Annotated in this window: 12 protein-coding genes; 3 read left to right on the top strand and 9 right to left on the bottom strand. The window is 68.8% G+C overall.

Annotation, left to right across the window (positions count from 1 at the left end; all coding sequences use genetic code 11):
- Positions 1 to 158 precede the first annotated feature (158 nt).
- The gene (locus QJ043_RS02545; protein WP_283712598.1) at positions 159 to 1,094 is read left to right on the top strand and encodes a type I phosphomannose isomerase catalytic subunit; all 936 of its coding nucleotides are present in this window, start codon (positions 159 to 161) and stop codon (positions 1,092 to 1,094) included.
- 64 nt (positions 1,095 to 1,158) lie between these two features.
- Here the strand turns inward: QJ043_RS02545 and QJ043_RS02540 are convergent, their stop codons facing one another.
- Positions 1,159 to 2,691: a DEAD/DEAH box helicase gene (locus tag QJ043_RS02540; protein WP_283712596.1), complete on the bottom strand. Its 1,533-nt coding sequence runs from the start codon at positions 2,689 to 2,691 to the stop codon at positions 1,159 to 1,161.
- A 215-nt stretch (positions 2,692 to 2,906) separates the two neighbouring features.
- Between QJ043_RS02540 and QJ043_RS02535 the strand changes: the two genes are divergently transcribed.
- Positions 2,907 to 4,220: a CapA family protein gene (locus QJ043_RS02535; protein WP_283712595.1), complete on the top strand. Its 1,314-nt coding sequence runs from the start codon at positions 2,907 to 2,909 to the stop codon at positions 4,218 to 4,220.
- A 64-nt stretch (positions 4,221 to 4,284) separates the two neighbouring features.
- On the opposite strand, the gene QJ043_RS02530 is transcribed toward QJ043_RS02535, so the two are convergent.
- Together QJ043_RS02530 and QJ043_RS02525 are read right to left on the bottom strand one after the other, a co-directional pair.
- Positions 4,285 to 5,838 carry an FAD-binding protein gene (locus QJ043_RS02530; RefSeq protein WP_283712594.1) on the bottom strand — a complete coding sequence of 518 codons (1,554 nt, stop codon included), beginning with the start codon at positions 5,836 to 5,838 and terminating at the stop codon, positions 4,285 to 4,287.
- Between the two features lie 319 nt (positions 5,839 to 6,157).
- Positions 6,158 to 7,729, bottom strand: a complete 1,572-nt coding sequence (locus QJ043_RS02525) for a chloride channel protein (RefSeq protein ID WP_283712593.1) — start codon at positions 7,727 to 7,729, stop codon at positions 6,158 to 6,160.
- Between the two features lie 255 nt (positions 7,730 to 7,984).
- Between QJ043_RS02525 and QJ043_RS02520 the strand changes: the two genes are divergently transcribed.
- Positions 7,985 to 9,163 carry an AI-2E family transporter gene (locus QJ043_RS02520; RefSeq protein ID WP_283712592.1) on the top strand — a complete coding sequence of 393 codons (1,179 nt, stop codon included), beginning with the start codon at positions 7,985 to 7,987 and terminating at the stop codon, positions 9,161 to 9,163.
- A 404-nt stretch (positions 9,164 to 9,567) separates the two neighbouring features.
- Here QJ043_RS02520 and QJ043_RS02515 read toward each other — a convergent pair whose 3' ends face one another.
- The 6 genes from QJ043_RS02515 to QJ043_RS02490 form a co-directional block, all read right to left on the bottom strand.
- Positions 9,568 to 10,587: a tyrosine-type recombinase/integrase gene (locus QJ043_RS02515; protein ID WP_283712591.1), complete on the bottom strand. Its 1,020-nt coding sequence runs from the start codon at positions 10,585 to 10,587 to the stop codon at positions 9,568 to 9,570.
- 2 nt (positions 10,588 to 10,589) lie between these two features.
- Positions 10,590 to 11,123: an adenine phosphoribosyltransferase gene (locus QJ043_RS02510; RefSeq protein WP_283712590.1), complete on the bottom strand. Its 534-nt coding sequence runs from the start codon at positions 11,121 to 11,123 to the stop codon at positions 10,590 to 10,592.
- Between the two features lie 76 nt (positions 11,124 to 11,199).
- Positions 11,200 to 11,895 carry a transcriptional regulator FtsR gene (gene ftsR / locus QJ043_RS02505; protein WP_283712589.1) on the bottom strand — a complete coding sequence of 232 codons (696 nt, stop codon included), beginning with the start codon at positions 11,893 to 11,895 and terminating at the stop codon, positions 11,200 to 11,202.
- 4 nt (positions 11,896 to 11,899) lie between these two features.
- On the bottom strand, positions 11,900 to 12,319 hold the full coding sequence (locus tag QJ043_RS02500) for an FHA domain-containing protein (protein ID WP_283712588.1): 420 nt from the start codon (positions 12,317 to 12,319) through the stop codon (positions 11,900 to 11,902).
- Positions 12,320 to 12,492: 173 nt separating this feature from the next.
- Positions 12,493 to 12,867, bottom strand: a complete 375-nt coding sequence (locus QJ043_RS02495) for a RidA family protein (RefSeq protein WP_283712587.1) — start codon at positions 12,865 to 12,867, stop codon at positions 12,493 to 12,495.
- A 9-nt stretch (positions 12,868 to 12,876) separates the two neighbouring features.
- Positions 12,877 to 14,076 (bottom strand): MalY/PatB family protein, encoded by a 1,200-nt coding sequence (locus tag QJ043_RS02490; protein WP_283712586.1) that lies wholly within the window; start codon positions 14,074 to 14,076, stop codon positions 12,877 to 12,879.
- Positions 14,077 to 14,122: the final 46 nt, after the last annotated feature.

Below are 14,122 nucleotides of genomic sequence, written 5' to 3'. Positions count from 1 at the left end.
CATTGATAACGGACACCGTTCCATGGTAGCGAAGGGCAGCGGCCGCTTGCTGTATGCGCCGATGGTTTACGGGTCGGAGTCGAATAACCCGCTCCACAAACCTGGTTGTCGCGCTTTACTATGAAGTCGCCGGCGTTGAACGCAGAGAAGGGAACAGCATGGCAGACCTCATCTTCCTCGACCCCGTCTTCCACGAGAAGATCTGGGGCGGCCGCAAGCTTGAGACGGAATTCGGCTACGAGATCCCTGACGGGCCGATCGGGGAGTGCTGGGCGATCTCGGCGCACCCCAACGGTGACTGTGTGGTGGCGGAGGGCGAGTTCCAGGGTGAACACCTCTCCACCCTCTGGGACAGCCATCCGGAGCTGTTCGGCAATCTGGTGGGCGACCGCTTCCCGCTGCTGATCAAGATCCTCGACGCCGCCGACGACCTGTCGATCCAGGTGCACCCGGACGACGCGTACGCCGCGGAGCACGAGAACGGGAGCCTTGGCAAACGCGAGTGCTGGTACGTGTTGGAGTGCGACGACGACGCGACGATCATCGTGGGCCAGAACGCCAAGGACAAGGACGAGTTCCGTGCCATGATCGAGGCAGGCGAGTGGGACGAGCTCCTCAACGAGGTGCCGATCCACAGGGGGGACTTCTTCCAGATCGACCCCGGCACCGTGCACGCGATCAAGCACGGCACCGTGGTGCTCGAGACCCAGCAGTCGAGCGACGTCACGTACCGCCTCTATGACTACGACCGCGTGCAGGACGACGGCACCAAGCGGCCGTTGCACATCGACCAGTCCTGCGACGTGGTGGACTTCTCGGTGTCCGCCCCGGAGTCCGGTCATGTGGACCTTGTCTTCGATGACGACGGCCTCTGCCTGCTCGAGAAGAACGCCGACTACACGGTCGAGGTCGTGGACGTGCCCGAGAAGCTCTCGCTGGCCAACAGCGCGCCGTTCCTGTGCGTGTCCGTGATCGAGGGCGAGGGCAGCGCGAACGGCCACGCCGTCAAAAAGGGCAGCAACTTCCTGGTGCCGGCGACGGTGGAGACCGTGGAGCTGGAGGGGCCGATGCGCCTTGTCGTCAGCCACGTGTGAGTCCGCTCGCGACTGAGACGGGACGGGGGACAGACGTGCCTGGCACGTTTGTCCCCCGTCGCCGTTAGCGCGCGCCTTTGTCGCCGGGGCGCCGGCGACCGCCGTTATGCGGTCGCTGCTTGCGCGGCCCGCTGTAGCTCTGCCACTCAGCGGCAGAGGCTGCCGACGGGCTCTTGCGGCGACGGGACTTCCGTGCCGGCTTGGACCCGTTCTTGGCCACGGCGTCTTTCGGCGCGCTCTTGGGCGCAGACTGCCTCGCCTTGGCATCCTTCGCCTTGGGCTTGGACGGCTTGGCCTTTGCCCCCTTCTTCTGACCGGTGCCCTTCGCCTGCTGGCGAACCGCCTTGGCCGCCGCCGCCTTGGTGCGGCTCTTGCGATGGGAGCCCGAGGTCGGGACGTCCTTCGCCGTCGCGGGGGTGCGGCTCTCGTCCAAGGTCGGCGGGTTCTGGCCGCGGTCGTAGTCGTTCGCGCGGGGGAACGTCGGAACCGTGCGGCCCATGAGGGCCTCGGTGGCCAACAGGTCGGGCACGTCGTCGGGCGTCACGAACGTGATGGCCCAGCCGGCCTCCCCGGCACGCCCGGTGCGGCCGATGCGGTGCACGTAGTCCTCGGGGTCTGCCGGGACGTCGAAGTTAACGACGTAGTCCACGTCCGGCACGTCGATGCCGCGGGCGAGCACGTCGGTGGCGACGAGCACCTGGATCCGGCCGTCCTTGAACCCTTTGAGCGCCTTCTCGCGCTGGGCCTGGCTGCGGTTGCCGTGAATGGGGGCCGCGGCGATCCCGGCCTTGGTCAGACGCTTGCAGACGGCGTCGGCGCGATGCTTGGTGCGGCAGAACACGATGACGCGGTCGTGGCCCTCCCCGTTGAGCACCGTGGCGAGCAGGCCGTTCTTGACCTCGGGGGACACAGGGAGCAGGAACTGGTCGATGGTCTCGGCGGCCGTGCCGCGACGGGCGATCTCGACCCGCGCCGGGTCGTGCACGAGGTCGGCGACGCCCTCGATCGCGCCCTCGTCGAGAGTGGCCGAGAACAGCAGCGTCTGGCGCTCATGGGGGCAGGCAGCGACGATGCGGCGGACGGCCTGCAGGAAGCCCATGTCGAGCATGCGGTCCGCCTCGTCGAGGACGAGCACCTGCACCTGATCGAGCCTGGCGTCGCCGCTCCCGATGAGGTCCTCAAGGCGCCCCGGGGTGGCGACGAGGACGTCCACGCCGCGGGACAGTGCGGCGCGCTGGGGGTTGTAGCTCACGCCGCCCACGACCGAGACCGTACGGTGTCCTGTGCGCTTGCCGACGGTGTCGCACACATCGACGATCTGCTGGGCGAGCTCGCGTGTGGGCGTCACCACGAGGCAGAAGGGCCCCTCGTGCTTGCGGTGGTGCCGAAGGCGGCTGAGGGTGGGGAGCACGAAGGCGGCGGTCTTGCCGGTGCCGGTCTGGGCGGCCGCGAGAACGTCGCGGCCGGCGAGCACCTGGGGGATGGCCTCTGCCTGGACGGGGGAGGGGCGCTGGTAGCCGAGGTCGCGGACGGCGGCGAGCGCCTTGTCAGAAAGCCCGAGCTCGTCAAAGGCCGGGACAGTGGGGTTCTTGGTCACGGGAATTCCTCAGGGGATAGATTGGAAACAAAGCGGGCGCAAAGGCCCAACCATCAAAAATAGCTGTTGGGAGCGACCGGCGCGCTGTCGGGCGGCCGTCCCCACAGGATGGGGGCCAAGCTCAAAACTTTCTCAATGACTCCTGCGGCGCCGCTTCTGTGGGCTACTCTTGAGCTGAACAAACGCCAAAGCCCGTGCGATTCGAAGGGGACGGCATGGCACAGGAGACTCGGCGCGCAGGGACGCCCCGGAGCGACGCGCCCAGGCACCCGGACAGGGCATTGACGACGCGTCGCACCGCCGTGGGCGTCGGGGCGGTTGCCGTCGTGGGCCTTGGCGTCGGCCTGGCCAGTTGTCTCGGCGCGCCGGCAGAGCCCCCGGTGGCGGAGGCGGCCGATGACGCCGCGACGCTTCCGGCCCGCGATTTCGCCGAGTCGCGGCTGCTGGACCAAGGGCGCACCACGGCCACCGGCCCCGGTCGGGTCTCGTTCAGCGCCTGGGGCGACGTCATTGCGACGGACGCGATGCTGGAGACCGCGCTCGCCTGGGGCGACGGCGGGGCCTACGACTTCTCACCGCTGTTCGCTCGCACCGCACCGTGGGTTCAGAACCAGTGTGACGTGAGCCTCGTGAACATGGAGACGACCATCGGCGGCGACAACGGCTTCGGCATCACCGGGTACCCGAGTTTCAACACGCCGGAGGCGATGGCCGACGCGATCGCGGGGGCGGGCTTCCGGGTGGTCGTCACCGACTCGAACCACACCTACGACACCTGGACCGACTCGATCGGGTACGCCCAGGAGGTGTGGTCCGGCAAGCCCGGTCTTGTCACCGTTGGCAGCTTTGCGAGCGAGGCGGACCGCGAGACGCCGCGCGTGGTCGAGTGCAACGGCCTTCGTATCGCGTTTGTGGCCTATTGCTATGGCCAGAACGGCTACGAGCAGAGCGACCTGCCCAACGACTACTACGCCGTCCCCTGGGACAGGGAGGCCATGGCGCAGGACGTCGAACGGGCCCGGAAGGCTGCGGACGCCGTCGTCGTGTACCTTCACATGGGAACGGAGTACACCAACGAGCCCAACGAGGAGCAGCTGGCCGCGGCGCAGGCCTGCGCCGACGCCGGCGCCACGCTCGTGGTGGGGAGCCACGCCCATGCGATCCAACCCGTGAGGCTGTTGACGTCGGCCGACGGGCGCCCGGTGTGGTGCGCCTACGGGCTCGGCGACTATCTCTCCGGCTACACCAAGGCCATGTGCGTCCTGAGCGGCGCCTTCTGCTGCACGTTCGAGCTCGGGGAGGGCGGGGCGGTCTCGGTGCGCGACGCGACGTGGCGTCCCGTCATCGAGCACCGTGAGACGGCGAAGGACGGCGCAGTGACGCAGGCGGCGTGGTTCGTCTCGGAGTACAGCCAGGAGCTCGCAGAACGAAACGAGCTGCTCGCGAACCTGGAGCCCGGGCAGCGCTGGGAGTGGGTGACGTCAGAGACCGCTCGTGTGATGGAGGGCTCGGGCGTGACCGTCGTCTAGCGGATGCCCGGCGTTGTCCCCCCTGTGCGGGCGGACGACCGGCGCACAGGGGGGCCGTTGGCGACTACCCTTGGCGCCAGTGGGGTCCGAGGGACTCCCGACGGCCGAGGCACGCCTTCGCGATGGCTGCGGTCGCGGCCGCCTGCTGTCGGGCCGTCGCGTTCTTGCGCAGGGCGCCAACGGCGCCAGCACCGAGGTCATCGAGGTCGTGCGGGTCCACCGCTTGTTTCTCCGCTCGGGCCTGGAGCGAGCGAGCCTGTGCGAGGAGCTCCTCGAGGCCGCGCGTGGTCCTGGGGCCGAGGAGCGCGCGGTCCGCTGTGCGTTTGAGCCCCTCCCTGGCGTTCGGTTCGACGAGCGCCGCGGACAAGGGCGAGAGCGGCCCGCCGTCGAGCGGCTCGACGGCGCGTTCGTTGGCGGCGTTCGTGCCCGCAGCGCGCCCGAGCGTCAGCGCCATGACGCTCGCCATGCCGCCGAGCCGGTCGGCGCCGTACACCTGGGCGCACTCGCCTGCCGCATAGAGGCCGCGCACGGTGGTCCGGCCTTGGGTGTCGACGACGATTCCGCCGTTGGCCGCCTGCGCGTACAGGCGCACCGGCAGGGGCGCGGCCGGGTCGACACCCATGTCGCGGAGCCACGAGGCGAAGTCCTCCACCAGCTCCTGCCCCTCGAGCTGCCTCAGGTCCGTGCTGGCCCAGCAGCCGCCCGTCGCGGTCGCGTGCGCGATGGCCTGCTCCACGAGCCGGGAGACGCGCTCCACGGTGAAGGGGCCGTGCACGCTGTGGGCCTCGAGGGCCGCCCGCGCCTCGGCGGCGGGAATGCCGGCGGCCTCGAAGGCGTCGCGTCCGTCCGCGCCGGTGAGCGTCGTCGCTCGCCAGACCTTCTCGTTGCACACGAGCGGGCGGGCGCCGTTTCGCTCGACACCTGCCATCACCTGGATGAACTCGAGCCCGCGCACCTCGGCGCCGGCGTCGATGGCGAGCGCCGCCCCGTCCCCCTCAAGGGACGGCAGCGTCAGGCACGAGGAGCAGACGCCCGCCGTGCCGCCGGTCGCCAGCACCGTCGCCCGAGACCTCACGGACACGAGGCCGTCGGCCCCCGCCCCGAGGACGCCCGAGACGCGCCCCGGCTCTCCGAGCAGGCTCACCGCGTGGGCGTCGAGCACCCGCACCCCGGCTCTGTCGAGGGCCGACAGCATCGGGCCCTCCGCCTGCCGGGGCGGGAACAGGCGCCAGCCGCGGACCTCCGTGTCGAAGCACGGGACGTAGGCGGTGTCGCGCTCGTGGCCGGCACCGGGGCTCTGGAGCGCGACCCCGAGCCCTTGAAGCCAGTCCACGCAGTCCCAGGCCTGGTCGCACAGGGAGCGGACGACCGCGTCGTTGGAGCAGCCGAGGCCCACCTCGATGACCTTCTCGGCAAGGGACACGGACGCCTCCGGCGTACGGTCGGCGGGAAGCACCATGCCGAGGCCCCAGGTGCCTCCTTGGAAGGACGAGCCCCCGCAAGGCCGGCCATCGGTGAGGAGCACCACCGAGGCGCCCTGCTCGGCTCCGGCCAATGCGGCGCTGATGCCTGCCAGGCCGGCACCCACCACGCACACGTCCGCTCTGATCCGTTCCATGGCACCCTCCCGGGGTCGGTGTCTCATTGAGGGTCTAGGATAGGGGAGCCTGACACCGGCGATGCGGAAGGGAGGTGGTCACTCATGACGAGGAAGCGGAGGCAGCGCCTGCACGTGGGGACGATCAGCGTGCTGGACGCGACACGGGCTCGGAAACCGCAGTTCAACGGGTACGCCTGCGGCCACGGCGCACAGGGCGACACGCGCTACAACCGTCGGAAGGCGGACGCGGAGCTGCGGAGGATCCTTCGCGAGGAGGGCGGCCACGGTCGCCCTCCTTTTTTGACGGCGAAGGTCTCGCAGCAAAGGGGCCCCGCGCTCATGCGGGCTCCTCGAAGGCTGGGGCCACCATCTCTTCGAGCACGGGCTCCACGCCGGCCTCCAGCCGTGAGTCGATGACGACGACCACGTGGTCCGCACAGGCCAGCTGGAGGCCCGGTTCCGGGACGAGGCTCGCACCGCTTCGCTCGACAAGCGCCACGGCGACACCTTCCGGCAGGGTGAGCTCCTCGAGCAGGGCACCGTCGGCCTCGGAGCCGCAGCCTACCACCAGGGTCCGAATCAGCACGTGGCGGTGCGGGGCCCAGGCATGCGGAGGCTCGGAGACCTTCAGGAGGTTCGCGAGCAGGTGCTCGTAGTAGCCGTCCACCGCCACGAGCTTCGCCACCACGTAGCTCACGAGGGACACGAGGCCGAGGCTCAAAAGGGCGGTGAAGGAGCCGGTGAGCTCGAACACGAGCACGCAGCCGGTCACGGGGGCCTGGACGACGCTCGCGAAGACCCCCGCGATGCCGAGGAGCATGAAGTTCACGAGGTAGGAGGAGGGGAGGCCCAGAAGCGCCACGGCGGCCTTGCCAAAGAGGGCGCCGGCCAGTGCGCCCATGACCACCAAGGGGTACAGCGTGCCTCCGGGCGCCCGCGAGCCGGCGCAGAGGTTGGTGAAGAGGTACTTGCCCACGAGCAGCCCCAAAAGGAGCCCCACCGTGAGGCCCTCGGGCCTCGCGAGCAGCTCGAGGACCGCGTCGCCGCCGCCCATGAGGGCCGGAGCGAATGCCGCGGCGAGCCCAGCCGCCGCGAACGGGACGGCGAGCCGCGAGTACGGGGCGGCGCGGTTCACCCGTGCGTACAGCCGCTGACCGAGGAACATGCCGAGGTTGCCGAGGGCCCCGAGCAGCCCCATCGCGACGCCCATGAGCGCCACGACGCCGTACGTGATATGGGGCAGCTCCTGCGCGAACGAGAGCCCGAGCACCGGCTGCACGTCAAACACCTGGTTCACCACGAAGACCGAGGTCACCGTGCTCGACAGCGTCGCGATGACGAGCGGCGCCGAGACGGTCTTCTGGACCTCTTCGATGGCGAACATCACGCCCGTGAGGGGCGCCTGGAAGGCGGCCGCCATGCCAGCGCCGGCTCCGCAGGTCATGAGGAGCCGTTCCTCGCCCTCCGCGCTCTTCGTGGCGCGCGACACGCCCTTTCCCAGAAGGCCGCCCATCATCACGCTCGGGCCCTCGCGGCCGAGGGACAGACCGCCGAAGGCGCATAGGACGCCCTCTGCGAACTTGACGCACGCGGCCTTGAGCCACGGGATACGGAGCCGGCCCATGATCTCCGCCTCGACCTGCGGGATGCCGGAACCGGACGTGTCCGGGGCCCAGCGCATGAGCGATCCGACCGCCATGACGAGCAGCGCGAGCACGGCGACCCAGAGTGCGACGCCCCCTGGGCTCTGGTAGAGCAGCGGGGTCACCGCGCGCACGGTGCGATCGCAGGCCCCGAGGGCCACGCGGTACGCCGCGACGACGACCCCGGCGCCAAGGCCGGTGAGGAAGCCCTTCCACACGAGGCCGGCTTGGAACCGGCGCGAGAGCCTCTTGGAGACCTGGTCCATGCAGGACTGCCCTTCTTTCCTCGGCACTGGTCGCTCGTCGCGGCAGAACACCTCCAAACATAATCCAAGGGAGGACAGAGGACAGTCAGCGAGTGGAAGGGATGGCCGGGGGGCGCGTGTGAGCCTCCTATGAAGAGCGTGGCACGCTAGGGGAGTCCTCTAAAAAGGGAACGTGCGTTCCGGTATGATTTCCGTCCTACATCATGCTTTCAGACGTCGGGGGAGCCCGGCGCCTCGACTTTGGAAGGCCGCCCTGTGACGTTTGACTCAAAGACCTGCCTGCGTGTGGCGCTCACCGTTTTCGGACTGTACCTGTGCGTGTTCTACTGGCCGGCCGTCTCGGGCGCGCTCGGCGTGCTCCTGGGCGCTGCGGGGCCGCTCCTGCTCGGCGGCGCGATCGCCTATGTGGTCAACCTCCCGATGGCGTTCTTCGAGCGCAAGCTGTTCCCCGTGCGCGCAGACGGCACGCGCAGGAAGGGCGCCCGGCCCATCAGCCTGCTGCTGGCGGTGGCGGTCATCGCGGCCATCTTTGTCGGCCTCTGCATGGTGGTCGCGCCGGAGGTCATCGACGCGGTGAAGCTCCTCGTGGCCAACGCCCCGAACGGCATCAGCGACGTCCTCGACCGGCTGCAGTCGTGGGGGCTGACCTCCGACAGCGCGATCGGTCAGGTCGTCATCGACGTCGAGGGATCCCTTCAAGAGACCATCGTCAAGATGGCCGACCCCGCGAACTTGAACCAGGTCCTCGGCGCGACGGCCACCATCGTGAGTGGGCTCGTCTCGGGCGCGGCCAATGCGCTCATCGCGTTCGTGTTCGCGCTGTACGTCCTCGCGTCGAAAGACCGCCTGCGCGGGCAGGTCAAGGCCCTTTGCCAGCGCTATCTGCCCGAGGCGGTCTGGACCCGACTGTTCCACGGAATCAACGTCGCCGACGAGAGCTTCCACGGCTACATCGTGGGCCAGTCCATCGAGGCCTGCATTCTCGGCAGTCTGTGCGCTCTCGGCATGACGATCCTCGGCATGCCCTACGCCGTGATGACGGGCGCCGTCGTGGGCTGCACGGCCCTCATTCCCGTTGCCGGCGCCTACATCGGGGGCCTCGTGGGCTTCCTCATGGTGATGACCGTCTCGCCGCTGCAGGCGTACCTGTTCGTGGTGTTCCTCGTGGTGCTCCAGCAGGTCGAGGGCAACCTCATCTATCCGCGCGTCGTGGGCACCACCATCGGCCTTCCGGGGATCTGGGTCCTCGGGGCGGTCATTCTCGGCGCGGGAATCTCGGGTGTCGTCGGGATGGTGCTGGCGGTGCCTCTGGTGGCCACCATCTACAAGCTCGTGCGCGAGCAGATCGTGTCGGGAACGCACGGCGGAGGGGCTGGCGCCGAGACGCCGGTCGCGGCTGACTCGCTGCCCGAGCCGCACGACATGGCCCGCTAGGCGAGATGGCCCCCGCCGGTGGGACGATCTCGTCTCTTTGATCTGTCTCACCGGCCTCGGGCGCCGAGAGGGAAGGGCCGCTCCCCTGTCAACTTCCGATTCTGGACGAAATCGGAAGTTGAACCAGCAGCTTCGCGCCGGAGACTGTCCTCAGAACTGCAATCTTGCCGAGAAACGCAATCTGATCCCCGCGGCGTTCCAAACCCGCCATTCGCATCGTCAAGATGGCAGATTTCCTCGTTCGCGGGCTCAGATTCGCAATCTCAGGCGGCCTTAGGAATGCGTTTTGAATACTCGAAAGCCGCGATGCCCAGCCGAGCCACATCTCATAGACCAGCGTAGATGTGCAAAAAGGGACTGTCCCTTTTTGCACATTTCTTGTGCCGACGTGACGGCACAAGAAATCAGTCCTCGTCGTCCAGGTAGCTGTCCACGAGGTTGCCGCCGGTGCCGTCCAGGAGCTGGAGGTCGTGTGCGTAGCGCGCGGTGGTCTCCACGTTCGCGTGGCGCGCCATCTGCTGCATGTGACGGATCGAGTCCGGGCCACCCTCGAGCAACCCGAACGTCACGGCGGTGTGGCGCAGCCAGTGGGCGCTCGCGTAGTTCGTGTCGATGCCGGCGTCGCGCATGCGCTGGGACACCATCGCGCTCACCGCCCGCGTCGTCATCGCGCCGCCCCTGTTGTTGTTGGAGACGCTCGCGAAAAGCGGCTCCTTGGGTCCGGGGTTGCCGCGGCTCCAGAGGTAGTCGCGAATGGGCCTCACGACCTCCTCGGAGAGCGGCACCGGCTGGTCCGCGGCGTCACGGCCCTTGCCCCAGACCATGAGGACCGGGCCCTTGTGGGTCTGGCGCAGGTCGCGGACCTTCGCGCGGCTGATCTCCACGTCGCGGAGGCCGCGGCGCACCATCAGGTTGAGGATCGCGTAGTCGCGGCGGTCCTTCTCGGTGAGGGTCTCGAAGTCGAGGAGCCCGAGCACCTGCTCCTTGGTGAGGGAGCCGCGACTTGAGAGGTTCGACGTCTTGAGACGTGGCACGCCGGCCGTGATGTCCGGCGCGAGCCCGTACGAGAGTGCCCAGCGGTAGAACGAGCGGATCGAGACGAGGTTCTGGTTGACCGACGCGGCCTCCATGCCCTCCTCGTGCAGCTTGTCGCGGTACACGATGACCTCGGAGCGCCTGGGCTCGAGCAACCCGAGACCCTGCTCGTTCACCCAGGCCTGCCAGCGGCGCACGCGCGACTTGTAGGTCCTGAGGGTGTTCTCGGACCGCACGTTGAGTTCGGCCTCCCAGGCCTCGAAGAGCTCCTCGTCGGTGGGAGACGACGAGAACGGCCCCGACGCGCGGGTGATCTCCGCGCTCGGGGCCGGAGCGCCAGGAACCTCATAGACGGGCTCGTCGGGGGTGCGACGACGCGTGCCGCTCACCCCTACTCCACCGTGACCAGGGAGAAGATCTCTTGGTCGAAGTGGTCGCCGATCACCGTGCGGGGATCGAGGAACGCGAGCTCGAGTGCGAATGCGAAGCCCTCGATCGTGCCCCCGGCGCGCTCCACCAGCTGGGCACAGGCCACCGAGGTGCCGCCCGTCGCCACGAGGTCGTCGACGATGAGCACCTTGTCGCCGGGGTTGATCGCGTCCTTGTGGATCTGGATCTCGTCGGTGCCGTACTCGAGGGCGTAGGACTGCGAGAGGACCTCTCGCGGCAGCTTACCGGGCTTGCGGGCCGGCACGAAACCGGCGCCCAGACGGTAGGCCACCGGTGCGCCGACGAGGAAGCCGCGGGCCTCGGCGCCGACGACCTTGTTGATGCCCCGGCCGAGGAAGTGTTCGGCGAGCTCGTCGATCACGGCGGAGAAGCCCTGCGGGTCGGCCATCATCGGGGTGATGTCCTTGAAGACGACGCCCGGCTCGGGGTAGTCGGGGATGTCGACGATGAGGCTCGCGTAATCGAACTTGGACATGGTCTCTCCTTGCTCATGGCCGGGTCGGCCGGCGCCTGCTTCCTGACACGACGGGTACCACTGTGCCGCTTGCGGCCTAGGATCCGCCCTCGCGGAATGCCCGTTTTATCAGATGGTTGCGAACGTCGTCCGTGAGGGCCAGGAGCTGCTCGAAGGCGGCGTCGTACTGCGCGCGCTGCTCGTCGGTGAACTCGCCGCGCCTCGGGCCCATCGTCGAGAGCGCCTGCTGGAACATCGAGCTCTCGCGGTTCGCGGCGTTGACGTACTGGCGCAGGTTGCGGGGCTCGATGCCGTAGCGGCTGAGCGCGTCGCAGGTTCGGATCAGACGGAACTCGTGGCCGTCCACCATCTCGTGGCCGCGCGGGCTCCGGTGCAGCTTGACGACGCCGATGTTCGCGAGGTCGCGCACGAAGCCCACGGACACGCCGAGCAGCTCGGGCATGTCCTCGAGCGGGTGCATCTTCTCGAGGGTCTCCTCGTCGTCGACCGCCGCCTGCGGGAACGCGTCAAGGGACGCGGACCCCCCGCCGGCGCCGTCCAGCTCCTCTTTGATCACCGAGAGCGGCAGGAAGCGGTTCTTCTGCAGGTAGAGGATCGTCTCGAGCCGCTTCACGTCCCGGGAGGAGTACAGGCGGTAGCCGCCCGGCGTGCGCGACGGCGTAAGAAGCCCCTCGTCCTCCAAGTAACGCACCTTGGAGACCGAGAGGTCCGGGTACTGCGACTGGAGTCGTTTGACGACCTTCCCAATGGTGAGATAGCCGGCGTCCGCCATGGGACTACACGCCCGTGGGGATGCGGCTCGTGTTCTGGGTGGTGTGGAAGATCATGCGGAACGTGCCGATCTGGATCGTGGTGCCGTCCTCGAGCATGGCCCGGTTGACGATGGCGCCGTCGACCCACGTGCCGTTGAGCGACCCGAGGTCCTCGACGGTGTCCGCGCCGGGTGAGAGGTGCATCTTCGCATGGTGGCGCGAGACGGTCATGTCGTTGAGGAACACGCTGTTGGACGGGTCGCGCCCGATCGTGACCTCCGGGGTGTCGAGCACGAACGTGGTTCCCGTGTGGGGGCCCTTGACGATGCTCAGCGTGGGATTGGCGAGGCGCTGCGAGCCCATGAGGTCGGGGACGGTGGCGTCGATGGATGGCATGCGGAAAATGGTGGTGGAGTCCGCCGCTCCGGGCTGGGTGTTCTCCATGCTGAATGGCTCCTCCGTGTCGTGTCTCTCCGAATGGACATTCTAACCTACCCGTATCGGCCGGCGGCATCCTCGGGTGCGCCTTTTCAGCCAGCGCGAGAGAGGAAGCGCACAGCCGGCCACGCGGGGCCCGCCCCGACCGGGGAGAGGTCGGCCTCTCCCCTCTCGCCGGTCTAGCGGCAGGCGACGCACTCGATTTGGATGCGCGCGCCCTTTGGCAGGCGCGACACCTCGCACACGGAGCGCGCCGGATAGGGCTTCTCGAGCCGCTCGGTGAGCACCTCGTCCACGCTGGGAAGGTCGTCGAGGTCCGTCAGCCACAGGGTGAGCTTGCACACGGCCTCGATACCGAGCCCCACCTCCTCCAGCACGGCCTCCATGTTGCCGAGCGCGCGCACGGTCTGCACGCCGATGGAGCCGTCGACGACCCCGCCGGTCACGGGGTCCTCGGGCCCCTGTGCGCTGACGAAGAGATAGCGGGCCGCGCTGGACCCTTGGCTGTAGGGCCCGTCCGGGCGCGGCGCGTGCGGGGTGGAGATCGAGTACATGGCGCCTCCTCAGCGGTGCTCGACGATCGATTCCAGGGCGGAGTCCAAGCGCGGCAGCGCTTCGGCGATGACCCACGAGGGGCAGGCCAGGTTCCACCGCACGAACCCGTCCCCTCCCGGGCCGAACTTGGGGCCGAAGTCGAAGAAGAGGGCGTTGGCCTCGCAGGCGCCCTGGATCTCTGCGGGCGTCGCGCCGGTGAAACGAAGGTCGAGCCACGCGATGTAAGTTCCCTCGAGCGGGGCGAGCCGAGCCTCTGGCCACCGCTTCGCCACGTGCGCACGAACCAGCGCGTAGTTCTCGCCGATGACGCCGATCAGCTCGTCGAGCCACGGCTCGCACTGGGTGTAGGCCGCCTGGGCGCCCACGTACGCGAGGCATCCGAGCGAATGGATGCCGGCCAAAGAGAGCTGTCTCTGGAACGCCGCGCGACGCTCGGGGTCCTCGATCAGGATCGACGAGCACTGCAGGCCCGCGAGGTTGAACGTCTTGGAGGGGGCCACGCACACGAGGCAGTCGGACTCGTGGCCTTTGGGCATCGCGGTGGCCATGGGCACGTGCTCGTGGCCGGGCTGCGCGAGGTCGCCGTGTATCTCGTCCGAGACGAGGGACACGGCGTTCTGGGCGCACAGCTCGCCGAGACGCTCCAGCTCCGCGCGCGTCCATACGCGGCCGACCGGGTTGTGCGGGTTGCAGAGGATCATGAGGCCGACGTCGGGCCGAGACAGTTGGGCCGCTAGGGCCTCGAAGTCCATGTGGTAGCTGCCATCCGGACGGAGGATGAGCGGCGCGTCCGCCACGATGCGACCGTTGTCCTCGATGGCCGCGCGGAAGGGCGGGTAGACCGGGCTCTGGATCACGACGCGGTCGCCGGGCTCCGTGTAGGCCCTGACAGCGAAGGAGAGCGCCGGGACGATGCCCGGGCTGTCGACAATCCACTCGGGCTGCGGTCGCCAGTGGTGCCGGCGCTCCTGCCACGAGACGACCGCGTCCCGGTACGGGGGCGTGCTGCACGCGTAGCCGAGGTTCTGGTTCTGGGCGGCGTTGGCGAGCGCGTCGACGATGGGGGGCGCCGTCACGAACTCCATGTCGGCGATCGAGAACGGCACGGTTCCCGAAGGCACGTCAGGCCGCGCTGCCTTCATGAGGTCCCATTTGGCAGAGCCCTCGGTGCTGCGGTCGCGGAGCGTCGTGAAGTCGTAGCGCGTCATGAGGCCTCCCATATACCGCGCAACGAGTCAGAGCCCGACGGGGGGG

The organism is Kribbibacterium absianum (assembly GCF_030067705.1).
Lineage (GTDB): Bacteria > Actinomycetota > Coriobacteriia > Coriobacteriales > Atopobiaceae > Kribbibacterium > Kribbibacterium absianum.
This window is presented reverse-complemented; position numbering and strand designations above follow the sequence as displayed.

Coding starts and splice junctions, on each gene's coding strand:
- QJ043_RS02545 (WP_283712598.1), top strand. CDS start 159: ATGGCAGACCTCATCTTCCTCGACCCCGTCTTCCACGAGAAGATCTGG.
- QJ043_RS02535 (WP_283712595.1), top strand. CDS start 2,907: ATGGCACAGGAGACTCGGCGCGCAGGGACGCCCCGGAGCGACGCGCCC.
- QJ043_RS02530 (WP_283712594.1), bottom strand. CDS start 5,838: ATGGAACGGATCAGAGCGGACGTGTGCGTGGTGGGTGCCGGCCTGGCA.
- QJ043_RS02525 (WP_283712593.1), bottom strand. CDS start 7,729: ATGGACCAGGTCTCCAAGAGGCTCTCGCGCCGGTTCCAAGCCGGCCTC.
- QJ043_RS02510 (WP_283712590.1), bottom strand. CDS start 11,123: ATGTCCAAGTTCGATTACGCGAGCCTCATCGTCGACATCCCCGACTAC.
- ftsR (WP_283712589.1), bottom strand. CDS start 11,895: ATGGCGGACGCCGGCTATCTCACCATTGGGAAGGTCGTCAAACGACTC.
- QJ043_RS02500 (WP_283712588.1), bottom strand. CDS start 12,319: ATGGAGAACACCCAGCCCGGAGCGGCGGACTCCACCACCATTTTCCGC.
- QJ043_RS02495 (WP_283712587.1), bottom strand. CDS start 12,867: ATGTACTCGATCTCCACCCCGCACGCGCCGCGCCCGGACGGGCCCTAC.
- QJ043_RS02490 (WP_283712586.1), bottom strand. CDS start 14,076: ATGACGCGCTACGACTTCACGACGCTCCGCGACCGCAGCACCGAGGGC.